At 39.5% G+C, this 18,717-nt stretch carries 23 protein-coding genes; 7 read left to right on the top strand and 16 right to left on the bottom strand.

The window, feature by feature from the left end; genetic code table 11:
- Positions 1 to 160 precede the first annotated feature (160 nt).
- From HUW48_RS10945 to HUW48_RS10935, 3 genes are read right to left on the bottom strand one after another with little or no spacing between them, the layout of a single operon-like run.
- On the bottom strand, positions 161 to 766 hold the full coding sequence (locus HUW48_RS10945; protein WP_182415704.1) for a DNA-3-methyladenine glycosylase family protein: 606 nt from the start codon (positions 764 to 766) through the stop codon (positions 161 to 163).
- Complete coding sequence (locus HUW48_RS10940; RefSeq protein ID WP_182415703.1) at positions 750 to 1,331, bottom strand: GNAT family N-acetyltransferase; 582 nt, start codon at positions 1,329 to 1,331, stop codon at positions 750 to 752. Before HUW48_RS10940 ends, HUW48_RS10945 begins: the two co-directional genes overlap by 17 nt.
- A 1-nt stretch (position 1,332) precedes the next feature.
- Positions 1,333 to 2,364 (bottom strand): threonine aldolase family protein, encoded by a 1,032-nt coding sequence (locus tag HUW48_RS10935; protein ID WP_182415702.1) that lies wholly within the window; start codon positions 2,362 to 2,364, stop codon positions 1,333 to 1,335.
- A 231-nt stretch (positions 2,365 to 2,595) separates the two neighbouring features.
- Between HUW48_RS10935 and HUW48_RS10930 the strand changes: the two genes are divergently transcribed.
- A complete protein-coding gene (locus tag HUW48_RS10930; RefSeq protein WP_182415701.1) occupies positions 2,596 to 2,799 on the top strand; it encodes a hypothetical protein in 204 nt (67 codons plus the stop codon).
- Between the two features lie 109 nt (positions 2,800 to 2,908).
- On the opposite strand, the gene HUW48_RS10925 is transcribed toward HUW48_RS10930, so the two are convergent.
- Together HUW48_RS10925 and pyrE are read right to left on the bottom strand one after the other, a co-directional pair.
- Entirely contained in the window at positions 2,909 to 3,403 is a 495-nt protein-coding gene (locus HUW48_RS10925; RefSeq protein WP_182415700.1) for a metallophosphoesterase family protein, read from the bottom strand.
- Positions 3,404 to 3,569: 166 nt separating this feature from the next.
- On the bottom strand, positions 3,570 to 4,220 hold the full coding sequence (gene pyrE / locus HUW48_RS10920) for an orotate phosphoribosyltransferase (protein WP_182415699.1): 651 nt from the start codon (positions 4,218 to 4,220) through the stop codon (positions 3,570 to 3,572).
- Positions 4,221 to 4,333: 113 nt separating this feature from the next.
- Between pyrE and HUW48_RS10915 the strand changes: the two genes are divergently transcribed.
- The gene (locus HUW48_RS10915; RefSeq protein ID WP_182415698.1) at positions 4,334 to 5,014 is read left to right on the top strand and encodes an NUDIX hydrolase; all 681 of its coding nucleotides are present in this window, start codon (positions 4,334 to 4,336) and stop codon (positions 5,012 to 5,014) included.
- Here the strand turns inward: HUW48_RS10915 and coaD are convergent.
- The 3 genes from coaD to HUW48_RS10900 all read right to left on the bottom strand — a co-directional run bounded on the left by coaD (position 4,995) and on the right by HUW48_RS10900 (position 7,025).
- Positions 4,995 to 5,447, bottom strand: coding sequence for a pantetheine-phosphate adenylyltransferase (gene coaD / locus HUW48_RS10910; RefSeq protein ID WP_182415697.1), 453 nt, complete (start codon positions 5,445 to 5,447; stop codon positions 4,995 to 4,997). The two genes, HUW48_RS10915 and coaD, sit on opposite strands and share 20 nt — an antisense overlap.
- Before the next feature lie 122 nt (positions 5,448 to 5,569).
- Complete coding sequence (locus tag HUW48_RS10905; RefSeq protein WP_182415696.1) at positions 5,570 to 6,457, bottom strand: DUF3822 family protein; 888 nt, start codon at positions 6,455 to 6,457, stop codon at positions 5,570 to 5,572.
- 79 nt (positions 6,458 to 6,536) lie between these two features.
- Positions 6,537 to 7,025 (bottom strand): NUDIX domain-containing protein, encoded by a 489-nt coding sequence (locus tag HUW48_RS10900; protein ID WP_182415695.1) that lies wholly within the window; start codon positions 7,023 to 7,025, stop codon positions 6,537 to 6,539.
- Between the two features lie 140 nt (positions 7,026 to 7,165).
- On the opposite strand from HUW48_RS10900, the gene HUW48_RS10895 reads away from it, so the two are divergent.
- The 3 genes from HUW48_RS10895 (at position 7,166) to HUW48_RS10885 (ending at position 9,711) form a co-directional block, all read left to right on the top strand.
- Positions 7,166 to 7,621, top strand: coding sequence for a PaaI family thioesterase (locus HUW48_RS10895; RefSeq protein WP_182415694.1), 456 nt, complete (start codon positions 7,166 to 7,168; stop codon positions 7,619 to 7,621).
- Positions 7,622 to 7,769: 148 nt separating this feature from the next.
- Positions 7,770 to 9,176 carry an ATP-dependent DNA helicase gene (locus HUW48_RS10890; RefSeq protein WP_182415693.1) on the top strand — a complete coding sequence of 469 codons (1,407 nt, stop codon included), beginning with the start codon at positions 7,770 to 7,772 and terminating at the stop codon, positions 9,174 to 9,176.
- A 79-nt stretch (positions 9,177 to 9,255) separates the two neighbouring features.
- Positions 9,256 to 9,711 (top strand): DUF1573 domain-containing protein, encoded by a 456-nt coding sequence (locus HUW48_RS10885; protein ID WP_182415692.1) that lies wholly within the window; start codon positions 9,256 to 9,258, stop codon positions 9,709 to 9,711.
- A gap of 113 nt (positions 9,712 to 9,824) precedes the next feature.
- Here HUW48_RS10885 and HUW48_RS10880 read toward each other — a convergent pair whose 3' ends face one another.
- The 5 genes from HUW48_RS10880 to HUW48_RS10860 all read right to left on the bottom strand — a co-directional run bounded on the left by HUW48_RS10880 (position 9,825) and on the right by HUW48_RS10860 (position 13,882).
- Positions 9,825 to 10,214 carry a DUF423 domain-containing protein gene (locus tag HUW48_RS10880; RefSeq protein WP_182415691.1) on the bottom strand — a complete coding sequence of 130 codons (390 nt, stop codon included), beginning with the start codon at positions 10,212 to 10,214 and terminating at the stop codon, positions 9,825 to 9,827.
- Between the two features lie 3 nt (positions 10,215 to 10,217).
- The gene (locus tag HUW48_RS10875; protein WP_182415690.1) at positions 10,218 to 10,895 is read right to left on the bottom strand and encodes a YggS family pyridoxal phosphate-dependent enzyme; all 678 of its coding nucleotides are present in this window, start codon (positions 10,893 to 10,895) and stop codon (positions 10,218 to 10,220) included.
- 159 nt (positions 10,896 to 11,054) lie between these two features.
- A complete protein-coding gene (locus HUW48_RS10870; RefSeq protein ID WP_182415689.1) occupies positions 11,055 to 12,107 on the bottom strand; it encodes a vWA domain-containing protein in 1,053 nt (350 codons plus the stop codon).
- Positions 12,088 to 13,011 carry a hypothetical protein gene (locus HUW48_RS10865; protein WP_182415688.1) on the bottom strand — a complete coding sequence of 308 codons (924 nt, stop codon included), beginning with the start codon at positions 13,009 to 13,011 and terminating at the stop codon, positions 12,088 to 12,090. Before HUW48_RS10865 ends, HUW48_RS10870 begins: the two co-directional genes overlap by 20 nt.
- Positions 13,004 to 13,882 (bottom strand): DUF58 domain-containing protein, encoded by an 879-nt coding sequence (locus HUW48_RS10860; protein WP_182415687.1) that lies wholly within the window; start codon positions 13,880 to 13,882, stop codon positions 13,004 to 13,006. Before HUW48_RS10860 ends, HUW48_RS10865 begins: the two co-directional genes overlap by 8 nt.
- Before the next feature lie 59 nt (positions 13,883 to 13,941).
- Here HUW48_RS10860 and HUW48_RS10855 point away from each other — a divergent pair, with 59 nt between their 5' ends.
- Entirely contained in the window at positions 13,942 to 14,292 is a 351-nt protein-coding gene (locus HUW48_RS10855) for a DUF4296 domain-containing protein (protein ID WP_182415686.1), read from the top strand.
- Positions 14,293 to 14,476: 184 nt separating this feature from the next.
- Here the strand turns inward: HUW48_RS10855 and HUW48_RS10850 are convergent, their stop codons facing one another.
- Positions 14,477 to 14,812 (bottom strand): tRNA-binding protein, encoded by a 336-nt coding sequence (locus tag HUW48_RS10850; RefSeq protein WP_182415685.1) that lies wholly within the window; start codon positions 14,810 to 14,812, stop codon positions 14,477 to 14,479.
- A gap of 141 nt (positions 14,813 to 14,953) precedes the next feature.
- Here HUW48_RS10850 and HUW48_RS10845 point away from each other — a divergent pair, with 141 nt between their 5' ends.
- Positions 14,954 to 16,510, top strand: coding sequence for an FAD-dependent oxidoreductase (locus HUW48_RS10845; RefSeq protein WP_182415684.1), 1,557 nt, complete (start codon positions 14,954 to 14,956; stop codon positions 16,508 to 16,510).
- A gap of 128 nt (positions 16,511 to 16,638) precedes the next feature.
- On the opposite strand, the gene HUW48_RS10840 is transcribed toward HUW48_RS10845, so the two are convergent.
- Complete coding sequence (locus tag HUW48_RS10840) at positions 16,639 to 17,241, bottom strand: DUF922 domain-containing protein (protein WP_182415683.1); 603 nt, start codon at positions 17,239 to 17,241, stop codon at positions 16,639 to 16,641.
- Between the two features lie 50 nt (positions 17,242 to 17,291).
- Positions 17,292 to 18,638, bottom strand: a complete 1,347-nt coding sequence (locus HUW48_RS10835; protein ID WP_182415682.1) for an MATE family efflux transporter — start codon at positions 18,636 to 18,638, stop codon at positions 17,292 to 17,294.
- Positions 18,639 to 18,717 lie beyond the last annotated feature (79 nt).

The following is an 18,717-nucleotide window of genomic DNA, read 5'->3' as shown; positions in this document are numbered from 1 at the left end:
CTAAAATTAGCGACTAACCATTAACGTTCGCCTATAGGTTAATTAAACTAGTAGTACTTACAATATTCTGCTTTAATAAGAAGAAGACCAATTACTATAATCTTACTAATCAACTTTTAAACCTTCAAACTTTCTAACTTTTCAACAAGCAACCAGCAATTTAACTATCCAGCGACTTCCAAAGGTATTTACAGGCGATGGTACGGTAAGGGCGCCAGTTTTCGGCTATTTCCCGCATTTGCGCAAATAAGATTTTGCCCGAAGTTTCTAAGCCATAAGCTTTTTTCATGGCGTTTTGAATACCTAAGTCCAGAACCGGAAAAACATCCGGGCGGTCTAAAGCGAACATTAAAATCATCTCCACCGTCCAGCGGCCAACGCCTTTAATTTGGGTGAGGTGCGTAATTAAAGCCTCATCTTCCAAAGCATTTACAAAAGCATGTTCCAGTTGTCCGGTTTCCTTAAAAGCTGCCACGTTGCGAATGTAATTTAACTTTTGGTAAGATAAACCCACCCCACGCAGGGTTTCATCGGGTAAAGTTTGCAGCAGCTCCGGGTGAGGATATTGTTCCGGAAAAAGATTTAAAAACCGGCTTTTAATAACGCTGGCTACTCTGGTAGATAATTGCTGACTAATAATAGAACTAAGCAAACTGAGGTAAATATCGGTTCGGGCCGAAGACTCGATAATGGGCCATCCTTCAATAATAGTTGCCAAAACAAGATCTTGTAACAAAACAAGCTGCCAATCAGAATTTTGATTCATTTTTGTAGAATTTAACGGTTGGGGTTAAATCTTTACTCAAAATTAAATTCTGGTAAGGAATACCCGAGACATAAAAAGTATAATCTTGCTTTGGCTTAAAACCCAACTTCTCGTAAAAGAAAAGGGCTACAGTATTATTTTGCCAAACAGATAACCATAGGGCCGCATAATCATTGTTTTTACTAAAATTTTCAACAAACTGGTAAAGCTGCCGCCCCATACCTTTCCCGATATAATTTTGCAATACATAAATCCGCTCCAGTTCAACTGCCATATTATCTTTAAGAACTTCCGGCTGGCGATCGTCCCTTATTTTAGCATAACCAATCGGAGTTACTTTTAAATTTGCTAAAAAGTAGGTCGCTTTTTTTTCTTCTATTTCGGCAGTTATTTTTTCTTTCTGAAACGAGGCAGCTAAATACGGGAGCATAGCATGTTGAGGCACTACTTCGTAAAACGTTTCCAGGAAAGTTCTCCGTCCCAGTTCCGCCAGAATGGATGCATCTGCCGGTTCAGCCAACCGGATTTGTAACCCTGCTTCGGAAAAATGGCGGAACGAATGCATATTAATTATTGAAATCTAAATGCCGGAGCACTTGTACTGTGTGTTCGAGCATGGCATCGGTAAAATCTAAATGCGTTACCAGGCGAATACTCTGCGGGCCAAAATCCAAGGCCAGTACATTTTGAGCAGCTAGCTTCTGCAAAAATTGGTTTTCGGTAATCTGATCCGTTAATTTAAAAATAATAATGTTGGTATCTACCGGTTGAATATTCTGAACATAAGAACAGTTTTGCAAGGTTTCGGCCAATATTTTAGCTTTATTATGATCTTCGACTAAACGGTTTACGTGATTGTCTAATGCATAAATACCGGCAGCAGCTAAATAACCCGCCTGACGCATACCACCCCCAAAAACCTTACGAATACGGCGCGCTTTCTGAATAAATGCTTTATTGCCTAATAATACCGAACCAACCGGAGTGCCGAGCCCTTTAGATAAACACACCGAAATGCTGTCGAAAAACTGACCATACGGCTGCGGCTGTTCGTTGGCAGCCACTAAAGCATTAAAAACACGGGCTCCGTCTAAATGAAATGCTAAATTATTTTCGCGGCAAACTTCTGCAATAGCTGCTATTTCGGGTAAAGTATAAAAAGAGCCTCCACCTTTGTTGGAGGTGTTTTCTAAGGTTACTAATTTAGATAAAGGATAATGAATATTGTTCGGGCGGATGCCGCTACGTACCATAGCCGGCGTTATTTTACCGCGTTCTCCGTGTAATAAGTAAACCGAAGCGCCGGAATTAGCCGCAATTCCCCCGCCTTCGTACTGGTAAATATGCGAGGTATAATCGCAGATAACTTCCGAAAGGGGTTCGGTATGGGCTTTAATGGCAATTTGGTTGGTCATGGTACCGGAAGGGCAAAAAAGTCCGGCTTCTAAATTAAATAAATTAGCCGCTTTCTCTTCGAGCGCATTCACAGTAGGGTCTTCGCCAAAAACATCGTCGCCCACGGGAGCACTAAACATCACTTCAAGCATTTCAGGCGTGGGCCGGGTAACGGTGTCGCTGCGCAGATCAGATATAAGCATGATTAAATTTTAGAGTATTATTTTAAAAGTAAAGCAATTTGCAAAATTATAGGCATACTGTTCTTTTTGCAACTTAACTGGCCAGGTATAAATCGAATAAGATGCAGGTAGAAAGCTCTTTAAACTTAAAAAACGACTTATATCGATATGAGGAGATTACAAGCGGAGTAGAATTTTTTGAAAATGTAAAATTTATATCTTACTTTTGCGGTTCAATTTAAAATTAGAAAGATGGCAGTTACCAGACTTAAAAGAAAAGATCGTAAAAATAAAGCAAGAGCTAATAACAAGCAGCGGATTATAAAGCAATTATTAGCGACTCCGGTTATTAAAAATGTAGATGTAGATGCGTTAAAAGCTCAATTTTCAGCTTCTGCGCCTGCTGCAGCGCCTGCACCGGTTGCAGCAACTACTACTGAAGCTTCTGCCGAGTAGTTTTTCTTTCGTTAACTTTCATCCTTGATAAGTTAACTGCCGTCTGCTTAGGTTTAATTCTAAAAGATTTTGATAAGTGTATTTGCTCCGGCAGGTACACTTTTTTGTTTTAAGCGCGTTTTCCTAGTTCTATTACTTTTAAATCGCTCATTTTTCCTTCGCTAACCATAAAAGTAACCAGAGTTCGCACCTTATGAAAACCATGTTTACCGGCTGCCCCCGGATTTATGTGTAATAAGTGGTTGGCTTTATCGGGCATAATTTTAAGAATATGCGAATGCCCGCAAATAAATAGTTGGGGTGGGTTCGCTTGAATCTCTGCTCTTATTTCTGGATTATATTTACCCGGATAGCCACCAATATGCGTCATTAATACATCTAGGTTAGAACAGGTAAACCGTAAAGTTTTAGGGTGTATGCGTCGGATAGTAGAATCATCGATATTGCCGTAAACGCCCCGGAGAGGCTTTAGGGCCGCCAATGTTTCCGAAACTGCCAACGTACCAAAATCACCGGCATGCCAAATCTCATCACAATAACCTAAATGCCGCAATATCTGCTCATCCAGGTAGCCGTGCGTATCCGAAATCAGGCCGATTTTCATTTAAGTTGGAAAGTTGAAGGTTAGAAAGTTGAAAGGTTATTTTAAATATTTATTATTTAGATTGGTTTACTTGGAAAGTAAATAGGCAATACTAACATTTGAATTTCATCGAAGAATATTTTACATTCTAAGTTTCAACCTTTCAACTTTCTAAATTTCCAACTAATCAACCTGTAACTTCTTTTCCCCAAGTGGCAGGATTTTTTCGCCAGTCAGAGAGGGTTTGTAGGGCGGTGGCGTTTATGTAACCTTGTTCCAGGGCAATGCCTAATAAATTCTGGTAATTGCTAAGCGTATAGAAGGGAATATCAGCTTCCGTGAAATTCTTAGTTGCCACTTCAAAGCCATAGGTAAAAATGGCCACCATGCCCACTACTTCCGCACCTGCCGCCTGCACTGCTTTAGCAGCTTTTAAGGAGCTTCCACCCGTCGAAATTAAATCTTCTACTAACACTACCTGTTGGCCTTCCCGCAATTTTCCTTCTATTTGGTTACCCATACCATGGCCTTTTGGTTCCGGACGCACGTATATATAGGGTAAGTCCAGAACATCGGCTACTAAAGCTCCCTGGGCAATACCGGCAGTAGCTACTCCGGCAATAACTTCTACTTGAGGAAATTGCTCGGTAATTAACTCGGCTAAACGTTTCTTAATATACGTACGAATAACAGGGTAAGAAAGAGTTACGCGATTATCACAATAAATGGGTGAGTTCCAGCCCGAACTCCAGGTAAATGGATTATCGGGGCGAAGTTTTACAGCTTCGGTTTCGAGCAGGAACGAAGCTACTTTAAGGGCAGTTTCAGACTTTTGCATGAACGAAAGTACGTAATAATTTTTCAGATTTTTTACGCGCTCTTGTTTTTGTTTCCGAATTATTCTTTATTGATTTGTAAAAACAATGTCTACCTTCAGCTAAAACTTTCTCGATGAACGTTTTCATAAATGATATTCCTTTGATAATCAAAAGAACCAGTGAGAAGGTATTTAAACACCATTACGATTTGATTTTGGACGAAAGTTCTTCTTTTACTTCGAAAGATTTAGTAGGAGATGTCCTGATCCGAAACGTGGGTGATGCAACTATCGACCGAATGGTACGCCTGATGGAGGTGAAAAAATTAAAAAAGCTTAATTCACTTACCTTAATTACCGATAAAAAGAATCGGCTCATCCGCCACCTGAAAGATCAATTTAAAATTGTGAAAGCGGCTGGCGGATTGGTAGTAAAAGATGGTAAAATTCTTATGATTCACCGGTTAGGAATGTGGGATTTACCGAAAGGTAAACTGAAAAAAACCGAAGATGAACGAGAAGGAGCCATCCGGGAAGTAGAGGAGGAGTGTAACATTCAGGTGGAAGCCGTAGAGAAGTTACCTAAAACCTGGCATTCTTATGCTTATAAAGGCAATAAGATTTTAAAGAAAACCAGTTGGTATGTGATGCATTGCCTGGATGATTCTATGATGAAACCGCAAGCCGAAGAATTTATCGAAGAAGTAAGGTTTATGACGCCCGATGAGGTAGAATCTGTTTTACCGGAGGCATACGCTTCTATTGCTTTTGTTATTCATTATTACTTACGCGCGGCTAAATCCGGAATGGTATAAAAGCATCTACGTTGCCGCCATACGAGTGAATTTCCCGGATAATAGAAGAGCTAATGGCGGCCAGATGCGGCGATGTAATCAAAAATACTGTTTCTAAACCAGTATTTACGTGGCGGTTGGCTTGCGCAATGGTGTTCTCGTACTCAAAATCTGTAGTATTGCGAAGGCCCCGAAGTAAAAACCGGGCGCCTGTTTGCCGGGCAAAATCGGCGGTTAAACCTTTGTACGATTGTACCCGAATGCGTGCATCCTCACGAAATAATTCGCTGATTATCTCAATCATTTTTTCTACCGGCATATAACGTTGCTTGGTGCTGTTGTTGCCAATAGCAATAATTAACTCGTCGAACAAGACCGCTCCTCGTTGGGCTACATCTAAGTGGCCGTTGGTAAAAGGATCGAATGACCCCGGGAATATGGCAATTCGTTTCATGTGCAGGAGTTAAGAATTATAAGTATGACGTTTTGCAGAAATTTTGCTATCGTAATGAACAATTTAGTTAAATAATATCTGAGAGTTCAACAATTAGCAATTCAACGAGACAAGATTTACTGTTACTCACAAAAGTGTAAAGCAAATAATTCAAAGTAACGGTGTTCAAACTTTTCCTCGAATTTGTAACTGTATGATAATCCGGTTGGCCTTTTTCCGAGCTGTACGTGGCGTACGTACTTCCGTAAAATATCAAATAAATCCGAGTCGTGCAGAATATCTCCCCAAACCTGCAGAGGGTCCTGGTCGGGGTTAAGTTTGTGCTCTTGCATTACAAAAACTACAAAATAGATAAAATCTTCCGGACTCAAATAGTAAAACACATTACAAAATTCCAGATTACCATCTTTCAGCAAAATCAAAGTAAGGTAATTCTGTTCTACGTAGGCGTAAATTTTTGATTGCGCGGTTCGTTCCGTTATATGGAGTAAGGTTTCAATAAGGGCACTCGTTTGATGGCAAATTTGCGTTTTTTGCGGCGAGAACAATTCGTAAAGCAAAGAACCCAAAAAATGTTCCGTAGCAAAAATATTGACCATATCCGTACCTGGATGGTGATAGCTCAATACCCGGTCATTGATTTCGTCTAGTTCGGCGTGTAATTTTAAATAAGTAGTCGCGGCTTTTGCATCGAAAAGCGTACCAGGCAAGAAAGTAAATTTTTGATTTTTTATCCCTATCCGAATCTGGTGCCATTTTACCGTACTATAAAAAGCATGTTCTGTAATAAGGGTACGTAACTGTTGTACTAATTGAAGGGGAGTAAATACGTTGGTAAGTGCGTAATCTTCAAGAGCAACAAATTTATGCCGGATAGTATCTTCGATGCCGAAGCGAAAAGAATTTTTGCTGGCAGCAATGTATAAATTGTACAAATCCGCATTAATAACAGCAAAGGACTCGTCGATTATTTGCGTTTGGAGCTGGTAATTATAGCTTGTAGTAGTCAAAAGGGCGGAAAGTTTTATAATTAAAAGTCTGCAAAGGTAAAAATAAGCATTTAGGTTGGTTACTTAAATTTTCTATCCGCTATAAAACATTGGGGTAATTAGTTATATGCAGCAAATCATCTAATTGCTTTACCTGGTGTAAAATTTTATGTAATTGATCGTTAGGAATTTGCCTGATTTCCGACAAGGTTTTAAAAGCTACTTCAGCTATTAATTGGTTATCCGGGGTAAGTTCCGGATCATGCCCGGTTATTAAATTTCCTCCCATAACTTCTACCTTAAAAAATACCTCTAAAGCGTGCAAGGGTAAAGAAATAAACTCGTTAATAAACAAGAAGCTGCTTACTTGTATGTCCAGACCGGTTTCTTCTTTAAACTCCCGAATTAAACCACTTTGCATCGACTCGCCGTACTGTAAACCACCTCCCGGCGGCGACCACAAGCCCGCTGTATTTGGCGCAAAAGGTTTATGCCGGATAAGTAAAATTTTATCTTGCTGCAGGCAAATACCGCAAACACGTACCCGCAGTTTACCGGCATAATGCGGTTCCGAAACAGTAGCTGCCATACTGGCTAAAGTAATTTTAAGTTATAAATACAAATAAAATTAGAACATAACCTAAATAAAACTATCCGGATTAAAAAGTAAAAGCAGACGGATAAACGTAATTTGTAGTACAATCCATTCCTGCAACGTACTTTTATAGCATGATAAAAACCTTGAATCCAGATTTTGAAAACACCATCCGGGAGCGGTTACAAAACCAACATTTTATGGCCTTGGTGGGTTTTAAAATTACTAAAATTGCCGAAGGCGTAGTGGAAGGAGAATTACTATTAACGACCCATCATCAGCAACACAAAGGTTTTGTTCACGGTGGAGTAACCGCTACCCTGGCCGATATTACGGCTGGATTAGCTGCTGTAAGCTTAGTACCAGCCAACCATCATGTGGTAACAGCCGATTTAAAAGTTTCTTATTTAAACCCCGGATTAGGCGAGAAACTTTTTGCGCGTGGTTGGGTGTTAAAACAAGGTCGTAAACTTAATTTTTGTGAAGCTGAAGTTTATTGCCAGAGATCAGACAAGCCTGCAATTTTAATTGCCAAAGCCACTGCTATTATGGCCACTATTGCTCCGGAGGATTTAGAAGTTAAAAATTAGAAATTATGAATTCATTCTTGTATGTCCGAAAACAGCTAAATTTATAGAACAGAGAAGTTGAGAATTACTAATTAATACTCATCTTATTAGATTTCCTCCTTCTCATTTCTAATTCATAATTTCTATTTTCTAATTCATTTCAACCGACATGCGTCCGGAAGAAGCCTTACTCAAAAATTTTCCGTTCGAACCGACCGCCGATCAGGCGAGCCTATTCAAAAAGTTAGATGCGTTTATTTTAAGCCGCACCAATGGCAAAGAAGTATTTATGCTGAAAGGGTTTGCTGGTACGGGTAAAACTACGGTACTTACTTCTTTAGTAAAAATCTTAAATTCTTTTGGGTATAAGTATGTATTGTTGGCGCCAACCGGCCGGGCCGCCAAAGTAATGTCGTCGTATTCTAAAAAACCGGCTTCTACTATTCATAAAAAAATTTACCGCCAAAAAAATAATCCGTTTTCTGAAGGTTTAGCCTTTACCCGTCAGCCTAACAGATTAAATAACACAGTTTTCATCGTGGACGAAGCTTCTATGATTTCGGACGAGAAAGCATTCGGCGACAATGGCTTGCTGCAAGATTTAATGGGTTATGTTTTTGAGGGCCAAAACAATAAATTATTGCTAATTGGCGATACGGCTCAGCTTCCCCCGGTTAGTCAAACCATTAGTCCTTCGTTAGATGCAGCTTATCTAAAATCTAATTTCCGTTGCGAAGTATACGAGATTGAATTGCGGCAGGTAATGCGGCAAGCGCAGCAATCGGGTATTTTAATGAATGCTACCAGCTTACGGGAACAACTCCGGCAACCGGAACCCCAGCTTAAAATGCATACCCGGCCTTATAAAGATATGTACCGGATGACCGGCGAAAAACTAGAGGATGGATTGCGTTATGCCTACGATAAGTTCGGAGTAGAAAATACAACCGTTATTTGCCGCTCTAATAAAAATGCGAACTTGTACAACCAACATATCCGGCGGCAAATATTTTTTTCGGAAGATGAAATTGGCGTAAGTGATTACCTGATGATCGTGCGCAATAATTATTATTGGTTAGATAAAAATTCAGAAATTGGCTTTATGGCGAACGGTGACTTTGTAGAAGTTACTAAAATTATTCGCTACGAAGAAATGTACGGCTTCCGGTTTGCCGATATCCGCATTCGCTTTGTCGATTACCCGAACGAAGAAGAACTGGAAGTAAAAATTATGCTGGATACTTTGTACACCGAAGCACCGGCTTTACCGGCAGATAAAAATAAACAATTGTACCAGGAAGTATTAAAAGATTACTCGGATTTAAGCACCAAACGCGAACGCAGCCAGCAATTAAAAAAGAACCCGTATTTAAACGCCTTGCAAGTTAAATTTGCATATGCTTTAACTTGCCACAAAGCCCAAGGCGGCCAATGGGATGCCGTATTTGTAGACCATGGCTATTTAAAAGAAGAGATTACCGGCATTGATTTTGCTCGTTGGCTATACACGGCGGTAACACGAGCTGCCTCCGAATTATATTTAGTAAATTTTAATCAGCAACTATTTGGCGATTAAGAACATAATTTTACTAGGTTTGAAACTATAAATTTATATTTTTGTTTTATATTCAACTTACTCAATCAATTCATTCGAGATGAAAAAATTAGTTTATTTGGCTCTGAGCTTAACTTTAGGCGTTTCAGTTGCTAATGCACAAACTACTGCTCCGGCGGCTGCCAGCAAAGTAGTAACCAATGGACCTGCCATTACTTTCGTAGAAAGCAAGCACGATTTCGGAAATATTAAACAAGGTGATGTAGTTGAATACACTTTCAACTTCAAAAACACCGGTAATCAGCCACTTTTAATTTCAGATGTAGGGGTTACTTGTGGTTGTACTGCTACTGATTACACCAAAGAACCAGTTGCTCCTGGTAAATCTGGTTACGTAAAAGCTAAATTTAATTCTGCTTACAAATCTGGCATGCAGAATAAAATTATTACTGTTAAGTCTAATGCCACTGCCGGTGATGCCCAAGTAGCTATTATTTCTAACGTTATAGTACCTACAGAAGCCTCTGCAAAACCAGCCGACGCAAAAAAGAACTAATAAATGCAATGAATTGATTAGATACTTCTAATCAGGTTTTAGTAAATCTTTTATAAAAAAAGCCCCGGTAAAAATATTTGCCGGGGCTTTTGTTTATTTTATAGTTAATCCCTTTACCTGTTTTCAGCAGGAATTTTAGCAACAGCCATTGCTAAATACAACCAGCCGGCAATAAATAAAACCCCGCCAAATGGAGTAATTGCTCCTAATACTGTAATACCAGTTAAGCATAAAACATACAGCGAGCCCGAAAATACAAGTATACCTAAAAGAAAAAGTAAATTAATTACCCGGAGTTGCTTAAGTGGTACATGAAACTGTAAAAGGCCAATTAGTAAAATGGCTAAAGTATGATACATCTGGTATTTAACAGCAGTTTCAAACGTATCCAGGCGACCTGCAGCTTCAAGGGAAGGTCGAAGTGCATGCGCCCCGAACGCTCCTATCATAACAGTAATGGCACCTAATATGGCAGCCGTTACTAAACTTTGTTTTTGATTCATAAGTTATTTAGCGTAATTACGAGCGCCAAAGATAGATGATCCTACCCGGATCATGGTACTGCCTTCTTCTATGGCAATTTCAAAATCCGCACTCATTCCCATCGATATCTCCTTAAATCGAACATCCTGAGAAAAAAAAGTATTTTTTAAATCCTCAAATATCTCTTTCAATGTTCTGAATTCCTGCCGGATTTGGTTTTCAGAATCTGTATTAGTGGCAATTCCCATAACTCCGGTAATGACACAATTTTTTAGATTTTGGTAATTTTCGGATTGAAGTAGTTCTTTGGCCTCCGCCGGCGAAAGCCCGAATTTAGATTCTTCCTTAGCAATGTATATTTGTAAAAGGCAGTTTATGGTGCGGTTAGTTTTAGCGGCGTGTTTATCTATTTCTTCAAGTAAGCGCAAGCTGTCTACCGACTGAATAGTATGCACAAAGGGCGCGATGTATTTTATTTTATTTGTTTGTAAATGCCCAAGCATGTGCCACTCTATGTTAGAAGGTAAATCCGAAAACTTTTCTGCCATTTCTTGGGCTTTGTTCTCCCCAAAAATACGTTGTCCTGCCTCATACGCTTCTTGCAGGGCTTCAATAGGCTGGGTTTTAGATACAGCTACTAATTTACAGTTAGTGCCAGCTAACTTTTGCTGAAAGCTTTGAATATTGTCCTTTATCGTCATTTATGTGGGTTACAGGTTATAAGTTGCAAGTTACAAGTTGTAACGAAAGAAGATTGAATGGTTAGATGGTAATTTATTAGATTGCAATTCGTACTCTTAAATATAGTCCGGCTGTTTAATTATAAAAATTTTTAACCTGCAACTTGTAATCTGCAATTCTTAATCTTCCAGAGCATTCGACAGGAAAGTGTTTTTTGATAAAAGCCAGAGCAACAGAAAAAGTATCGCCCATTTAAGATAAATCTGGTAGTAATCGTTGTTGTTTCGGAAGCGTAGTTCTTTTATTTCGGACTTTTCTAAAAGATTGATTTTTCGAAAAATTTCTTGCAAAGCATTGGTGGTAGTTGCCCGGAAAAATTGACCATCGGCTACCTGGGCTATTTCACGTAAATTCGTTTCGTCGAGCCGCGTATTTACGTAGGCTATTTCGCCTTTTTCATTGGTGTCGAATGGTACCCGGCCATCTTCGCCGATTCCAATAGTATAAATGCGAATATTAAAGGCATGGGCTAATCTGGCAGCAACAGCCGGTTCAATATTTCCGCCGGTATTTTCTCCATCACTTATTAAAATACAAACTTTTGATTTAGTAACTGCTTCGCGCATGCGGTTAATGGCTACACCTAAGGCACTGCCAATAGCGGTACCATCGTTGGGAATCATTTTAAAATGAATTCCTTTAATGGTTTCCCGGAGTAAATCATAATCGGTAGTTAAAGGAGCTAAGGAATAGGCATCGCCGGCAAAAACAACTACTCCAATTCGATCCTGAAAGCGGCCTTTAATAAAGCGCAAAGCTACTTCTTTAGCAGCATCCAGCCGATTAGGCTTAAAATCTTTTAACTCCATTGAGCCCGAAGTATCTAACACCAACATTATATCAATACCTTCCGAAGATTGTTCGATTACTTCATTAATCCGCTGAGGCCGGGCTAAGGCTACCATTACCAATAAGGCAAACATGCCAAAAATAATATCCGGAATATAGCGTAAGATGGAAGTCCAATGCCATTTGGCTTTACCTTCGAAAAAAGCAATATCTAACTTTTTGCGGAACCGAAGCGTGGTGAGCCAACGTACTAAAAATATAAAGGGTACTAAAGGCAACAAGTACAAATAAATAGGATTGATCCATTCGAAAGATTGGAGCGTGGCCAGTCGAAACCATTCCAGGTCAAACCAGTCGAAGGCATTATCGGGAAACGACAACATGGAGTGTCTGATCTTTTATAAATTCGTAACGCCGATCGGCAAAATGGTGCAGCAAGTAAAAAGCCACAATGGTTTCCGAAGATTGATCTGATAACATGTTACCGTAAATAGCTTTATCAAATAAGCGTAAGGCGGTAGCAACATCTTCGTCTTCGCCATAAAATTGAGTAATTTCTTTGGTAGTAAATGAATTTATGGCGCTACCTTCTAAACGCGTCAGATAATTTTTCCATAGAGTAATGGCTTTTTCAATGTTTTGCAATGATTGAGAACGATTAAATCGTTCTATATGCGCATTAAACCTGGATACAAAAGCTTTATGGTCATTTTTTAATTTGTACAGTTTAAAATTAGCCACAATCCGGCGGCTAAATAATCCCCATATTACTAATAGTAAAATTAATAGTAAACCTAAGCCAAGCAGTACGTAAGGGTAATTAAACCTTTTTCGCACGTCCATTAACTTTGTAGCCGATTTAAGGGAAGCTACATTTTGTGGCGTAACTTTTACCATTTCCTGCAAAAATATACTATCAGAAGCAGGCTTTATTTGTTGAGAAGCCCCATTCTGCCACACTATCACTGGTATTTGTAAGTGTTGTACAGCGCTTAAGTCAAAAGTTCGGAGCATATAAATGGCACTGTCTGTACTTACTTCTCCGCTGCTTCGAGTGGGAAAAAAAGTTTTAGAAACAAATTCAAAAGGAGCAAAAGAAAATGCCGAATCGGGGAATATTACTTCCTCATTGGAAGGATGCTGGTAATAAAGAGTATACGGAATAATTTGGCCAATTTTTAGAGAGTCGCGTTTAAAAAAACCAATAGGTAATTTACCGCTGGCCTTAACCGCAAAAGGAAATATAAAAGTAAATAACCAAAAAAAAGATAAAATTATTTTACGCACTTTTACGCATTAAATTTCGGATTCTGAAAAGATTGACAAGTTGGGGCACATATTCCTCTGTAGTATCAATGGTAAGGTAATTAGCTTGGTATTTCCGGCAAATTTTAGCAATTTTTTCCTGATTGTCGGCGTAGGTAGATAAATAACTATGCTGAAAAGTAGCAGAGGAAGTATTTACCCAAATGGTTTTACCAGTTTCTTTATCCAGCAAAGGAATAATGCCCATAGCCGGAAAATCTACTTCGCGTTTATCAACCAACTGAATTACAACTAAATCGTGTTTCTTGGCGAGCATAGTTAATTCTCGCTCATAATTCTGGTCAATAAAATCGGAGATAAGAATAATAATGCTCCGGCGTTTAATAATACTTAAAGCCAATTTAATTCCGGCGGCCAGATTGGTGCGTAATGATTTTGGTTTTAATTCAAAAATAGATTTAATGATAGTATAGGCATGTTCAATGCCTAATCCAGGTTTTACGTACTTTTCTTTTTGATCCGATACGCACACGATGCCAATCTGGCTGCTTTGCTTGGCCGCTACTAAAGCCAGAACACCGCATATTTCTTTACCAATATCAATTTTCTGCTGACCCACTGTACCAATTGCCTGCGAGGCACTCACATCTAGAATTAAAAAAACGGATTGCTCTTTTTCTTCTTTATAAGTTTTAATAAAGGTGCCGTGGCCTTTGGCCGTAACGTTCCAGTCAATAGCCCGTACATCATCACCGTACTGGTAGGAGCGCACATCGTCAAATTCCAGCCCGGTACCTTTAAATACGGAATGAAAATTGCCTTGCATTTGAGTGTTAATTGCCTTTCTGATGCGAATCTCGTACTTTTGCAGCTTTTTAACCAGGTCTTTCATAAGGGCTAACCATTTCTCTCCAATTTTAAAATTAGAATTTATTTAGCTAATATTCATTCGTGAAATATTTCTTTTTAGTACTAACGCTTTTTTTACTAATTCGGTGTGCTCCGGCCGGCGAACCTAAACCTGCCCATTTACTCTCCGAAGAAGAAATGACCAGCATTATGATTGACGTGCATTTGGCCGAAGCTCAAATTGAAAATGCTGGTCTACCGCCCGATTCCGGCGATGCCGTTTACCGGAAAATGCACCGTGAAATTCTACAAAAGCACCAGGTTAAAGAAGCTGATTTTAATAACAGCTACCAATACTACTTGCGTAACCTGAACGGACTTGATAAAATTTACGAGAAAGTAATCGACAGCCTCACCGTACGCGAAACGCTATCCAAAGCAAAACAACCGTAGTGAGTTGGGTTGGAGTTACAGGTTTGAGGTTTCGAGTTGCAGGTTACAAATTGCAAGTTAAATTAAGGCTAGAATTATTTCTTGATTTAGATACAGAAAAAAAATAGTAAATTAATAACTTCATATCTATTTCTAAAACATCTTACTACTTACAATCTCCAACTTACAACCTGCAACTATTGAACTACATCAATTTTGTGCCATTTGGTAATGGGCTTTGTGGTTGAGCCAAAACAATGTTTCCATTAGCATCTTCAAAACCAGTTATTAAAACTTCCGAAATATATTTACCTATCTGCTTGGGCGGAAAGTTTACTACCGCTACCACTTGCCGGCCAATTAATTCTTCTTTTGCATAATTTACCGTTATCTGGGCACTTGATTTTTTAATTCCAAATGCCCCAAAATCAATAAATATTTTATAAGCAGGCTTGCGAGCTTCCGGAAATGCGTGCACTTCGGTAATGGTACCTACTCGTAAGTCTACTTTTTCAAAATCGTTCCAGGAAATCTGATCCATAATACAGATAAGTAAAGGGTTGGTAACTAAAGCGCTTGCTGGTCGTAATCAAAGCAAAGCGGTTTTATTTTGCCAAAATTAAAAATTGTATTTGCTTATAAAACCATCCTTACTTTTCGCCTTGAAATAAAAAATAAAACTATGAAAAACGAATCTGGCAACACGTTGTCTATTTGGGAACACGGGGTAGAAATGCCTTTTACTACTAGCTTACAAGCCGATATGCAGTGCGATGTTTGCGTAGTGGGAGCAGGTATATCAGGATTAACTACCGCTTATTTACTTTCGCAAGAAGGAAAAACAGTTATTGTATTAGAGTCTAAAGAAATAGGCGGGGGCGAAACATCCCGCACCACGGCGCATCTTTCTAATGCCTTAGACGATCGTTACTATAAAATTATTAAGCTTCACGGTGAAAAAAATGCCCGTTTAGCCGCAGAAAGCCACACCGAAGCCATTCGCAAGATTGAAGAAATTGCTAAAAAAGAAAATATTGATTGTGATTTTGAACGGGTAAACGGCTATTTATTTGTGCAGCCCAGCGACTCAGAAGATGAACTGGATAAAGAACTGGATGCCTGCTGGAAACTAGGTTTTACCAGCGTTACTAAATTGAAAAAGTGCCCGGTTCCAAGTTTATCCGAAGGATCCGTTTTATGTTTTCCCGACCAAGCGCATTTCCACCCAACCAAATACCTGGCCGGATTGAGCAAAGCAATTCTGGACAAAGAAGGTTGTTTAATTTTTACGCATACCCACGTTCAATCTTTTGAAAATAATGGAATTGTCCGGGTTAAAACCGAAGCCGGATACACGATTTCTGCCAATCAGGTGGTGGTAGCAACCAACACTCCCATTAATGATTGGGTAACTATCCACACCAAACAAGCTCCTTACCGCACCTATGTAATTGGTGTAAAAATATTAGAAGATGCCGTACCAAACGCGCTTTATTGGGATAACTCCGACCCTTACCATTACATTCGACTGGTAAAGGATCATCACCCGGATGCCAACCAGGTTGGTCAGGATACTTATAATGTAATGATTGTGGGTGGAGAAGACCATAAAACCGGCCAGGAAACCGATGAGCGTGAACGATTGCGCTGCTTAGAAGAATGGGTTCGGGAAAAGTTTCCTATGGCGGGCCAGGTAGTGTATCAGTGGTCGGGGCAGGTAATGGAGCCGGTAGATTATTTAGGCTATATTGGTAAAAACCCCGGAGAAGATAATGTATATATTGTTACCGGCGATTCTGGGCACGGTATGACCCATGGCACCATTGGCGGCATTTTAATTACCGATATAATTATGGGACGGACTAATGCCTGGGAAAAATTATATAGTCCTGATCGGGTAACTTTTTCGGGGCCATCGGCTTTGGAGTTTATCAAAGAAAACGTAAATGTTGCGGCGCAATATAAAGATTGGGTAACCCCCGGCGAAATTGGTGGTTTAGAAGGAGCCGTGCCCGGTACTGGCAAAATTATGCGCAAAGGAGTGAATAAAATTGCAGTTTACTGTGATCTGAACGGGGTAATTCACGAACGTTCGGCCGTTTGCCCGCATTTGGGTTGTATAGTTAGCTGGAATAACCTGGAAAAAAGCTGGGATTGCCCTTGCCACGGTTCCCGTTTTGATCCATACGGTAAGGTAATAACTGGTCCGGCACTTTCTGACTTGGGAAAACCTTTTTAATTTCTGAATACTAAAATATAGAAGCGTTTTACTTTATAAAAAAGCCACTACCTTTTAGATAGTGGCTTTCTTTATGAAAAATTTTTTAGAATCAAAACTAACTAAACACAATTTATGCTGAGCTTCCCTTAGAAACTAGCCGTACTTTTATCTGTAGCATCAGAAGCAAATGCAATTAGAGATTCTAGCTGCGAAGCTACTGTTTTGGTCCAATATGCTTGCTTTATATCATCTAAACCGTGCTTAGATTCTGTATCATAGCGTTGCTGCGCTTTTTGCCAATCAGCAAAAACTTTGTTTACTACAGCTTTAAATCTGGTTTTATCACCGGTGCATAAACTTTTTTGCTGGCTTAGTTTCTGGCGCAGTAAGCGGGCATATACTTCAGTTAAATCAAAGTGCAATTGTTCGTGTTGCAGTAATTCTTCGGAATTTTTGTTTTTAGACCAGGATTCATTAATAGCAAACTGGCATTTAACATCAAAAACCATTTGGTTGTTTTTACAGGTGGCTTGCACTCCAATATTAGTAGAAGCCAAAGCATGAAGCGGATCGTTTACATCAACTTCTTTCTGAAAATCATCCCAGGTTAACCTTCGGTTACTGCTCCAATCTATAGAAGAATTTACTATTTTTTTGGAAGTATCAAAATTGGAATTTACTAGTACAAATGAATGGGAATTGTCGCCCTTTATCCAGAATAAGAGCACAAGTAAAATTTGGATTAGCATATAATTAAGCAGCCAAAAAATTAAGAGTTGTTGTAGTAATAACTAAAAAACTAAGTTCTTCGTGCGAAGCTGGCCGATAATTTTTTAAAACGAATAAATAACAAACAAGCGGCAATTGTTAATCCGGTTAATAATCCTAACCAAATGCCGTTTACCCCTAAACCCGCGTGGAAACACAAAAAATAGCCCGTTGGTAAACCCACTATCCAATAAGCTAAAAGAGATATAAAACCGGGCATTTTTACATCTTCTAAACCGCGCAATGCCCCCAAACCAACCACTTGCACGCCATCTGATAATTGAAAGAGTGCCGCTATTATTAATAATCCGCCCGCCATTTGAATTACCTGGGTATCCGTAACAAACAGGAGCGGAATAAAACTTTTACTTAAGATAAGTACTATTGCCATAACCGACATGAACAGCAAAGCCATTAAGATGCTGCTAAAGCCTGCCTGACGCATTTGTTGGTACCGGCCCCGGCCTAACTCATTGCTTACTCGAATAGTGGCCGCAGCGGCAATTCCAGTAGCCATCATGTAGGTTACGGCGGCAACGTTAATGGCAATTTGGTGAGCCGCCAGTTGCTTAGCACCCAACCAACCAATCATAATGGCGGAAAAACTAAAAGCGCTCATTTCAAAAACCATTTGCACGGCAATCGGAAATCCTAACTGAATCACGCGCCGCATGTGTTTAAAAGAAATTAGCTTTCGCTGTATGGCATGCCGATATTCCGTAAATCTGGGTGACTGCCAAATATACATTCCCATCATAATGGGCATCATAGTTCTGGCAATTAAAGTAGCAGTAGCGGCTCCTTGTAATCCCAGGCGCGGAAATCCTAAATTGCCGAAAACGAGCAAATAGTTTAACCCAAAATTAACAATATTAGCTACCACCGAAATATACATGGATTGGCGCGTTAAAGATAAGCCTTCGGCAAACTGGCGTAACCCTTGAAAAACCATTAAAGGTATGAGCGAAAAAAATAACAGGTGCAAGTAAGGTATAGCCAACCGGACTACTTCGGGCGGCTGTTTTAAGAGATATAAGTAAGGAGAAAAGCTATAACCCAGTAAAAACAGAATAACCCCCACGGCAGAACAAACCAAAGTACCGTTAAATAACAATAAAGAAATTCGCCGGCGATTTTTCCGGCCATCAGCACCTGCAATTAAAGGGGTAATGCCCATGGATATTCCTAAACCCCAAACCATAAATAAGGTAAAAACACTATTACCCAACGAAGCCGCCGCTAAAGGCAACGTGCCCGTGCGGCCTACCATAATGCTGTCGCAGACTGTTACCAGAATATGCCCCAACTGACTTAATACAACCGGATAGGCGATATGAAAATTTTGCTTAAAATTTGATTTAAGATCAGTTGCCAGCATTGATTTAAGAAGAAAAAAAGCGAACCGGCAAAAGTACGATAATTTCAGAAGTTATATTTCACAATCCACTCATCCACGG

The organism is Adhaeribacter radiodurans (assembly GCF_014075995.1).
Taxonomy (GTDB): Bacteria; Bacteroidota; Bacteroidia; order Cytophagales; family Hymenobacteraceae; genus Adhaeribacter; species Adhaeribacter radiodurans.
Note: the sequence above shows the minus strand (reverse complement) of the source record. Positions and strands in the feature narration are given on the sequence as shown.

Coding starts and splice junctions, on each gene's coding strand:
- HUW48_RS10945 (WP_182415704.1), bottom strand. CDS start 766: ATGAATCAAAATTCTGATTGGCAGCTTGTTTTGTTACAAGATCTTGTT.
- HUW48_RS10940 (WP_182415703.1), bottom strand. CDS start 1,331: ATGCATTCGTTCCGCCATTTTTCCGAAGCAGGGTTACAAATCCGGTTG.
- HUW48_RS10935 (WP_182415702.1), bottom strand. CDS start 2,364: ATGCTTATATCTGATCTGCGCAGCGACACCGTTACCCGGCCCACGCCT.
- HUW48_RS10930 (WP_182415701.1), top strand. CDS start 2,596: ATGGCAGTTACCAGACTTAAAAGAAAAGATCGTAAAAATAAAGCAAGA.
- HUW48_RS10925 (WP_182415700.1), bottom strand. CDS start 3,403: ATGAAAATCGGCCTGATTTCGGATACGCACGGCTACCTGGATGAGCAG.
- pyrE (WP_182415699.1), bottom strand. CDS start 4,220: ATGCAAAAGTCTGAAACTGCCCTTAAAGTAGCTTCGTTCCTGCTCGAA.
- HUW48_RS10915 (WP_182415698.1), top strand. CDS start 4,334: ATGAACGTTTTCATAAATGATATTCCTTTGATAATCAAAAGAACCAGT.
- coaD (WP_182415697.1), bottom strand. CDS start 5,447: ATGAAACGAATTGCCATATTCCCGGGGTCATTCGATCCTTTTACCAAC.
- HUW48_RS10900 (WP_182415695.1), bottom strand. CDS start 7,025: ATGGCAGCTACTGTTTCGGAACCGCATTATGCCGGTAAACTGCGGGTA.
- HUW48_RS10895 (WP_182415694.1), top strand. CDS start 7,166: ATGATAAAAACCTTGAATCCAGATTTTGAAAACACCATCCGGGAGCGG.
- HUW48_RS10890 (WP_182415693.1), top strand. CDS start 7,770: ATGCGTCCGGAAGAAGCCTTACTCAAAAATTTTCCGTTCGAACCGACC.
- HUW48_RS10885 (WP_182415692.1), top strand. CDS start 9,256: ATGAAAAAATTAGTTTATTTGGCTCTGAGCTTAACTTTAGGCGTTTCA.
- HUW48_RS10880 (WP_182415691.1), bottom strand. CDS start 10,214: ATGAATCAAAAACAAAGTTTAGTAACGGCTGCCATATTAGGTGCCATT.
- HUW48_RS10875 (WP_182415690.1), bottom strand. CDS start 10,895: ATGACGATAAAGGACAATATTCAAAGCTTTCAGCAAAAGTTAGCTGGC.
- HUW48_RS10870 (WP_182415689.1), bottom strand. CDS start 12,107: ATGTTGTCGTTTCCCGATAATGCCTTCGACTGGTTTGACCTGGAATGG.
- HUW48_RS10860 (WP_182415687.1), bottom strand. CDS start 13,882: ATGAAAGACCTGGTTAAAAAGCTGCAAAAGTACGAGATTCGCATCAGA.
- HUW48_RS10850 (WP_182415685.1), bottom strand. CDS start 14,812: ATGGATCAGATTTCCTGGAACGATTTTGAAAAAGTAGACTTACGAGTA.
- HUW48_RS10845 (WP_182415684.1), top strand. CDS start 14,954: ATGAAAAACGAATCTGGCAACACGTTGTCTATTTGGGAACACGGGGTA.
- HUW48_RS10840 (WP_182415683.1), bottom strand. CDS start 17,241: ATGCTAATCCAAATTTTACTTGTGCTCTTATTCTGGATAAAGGGCGAC.
- HUW48_RS10835 (WP_182415682.1), bottom strand. CDS start 18,638: ATGCTGGCAACTGATCTTAAATCAAATTTTAAGCAAAATTTTCATATC.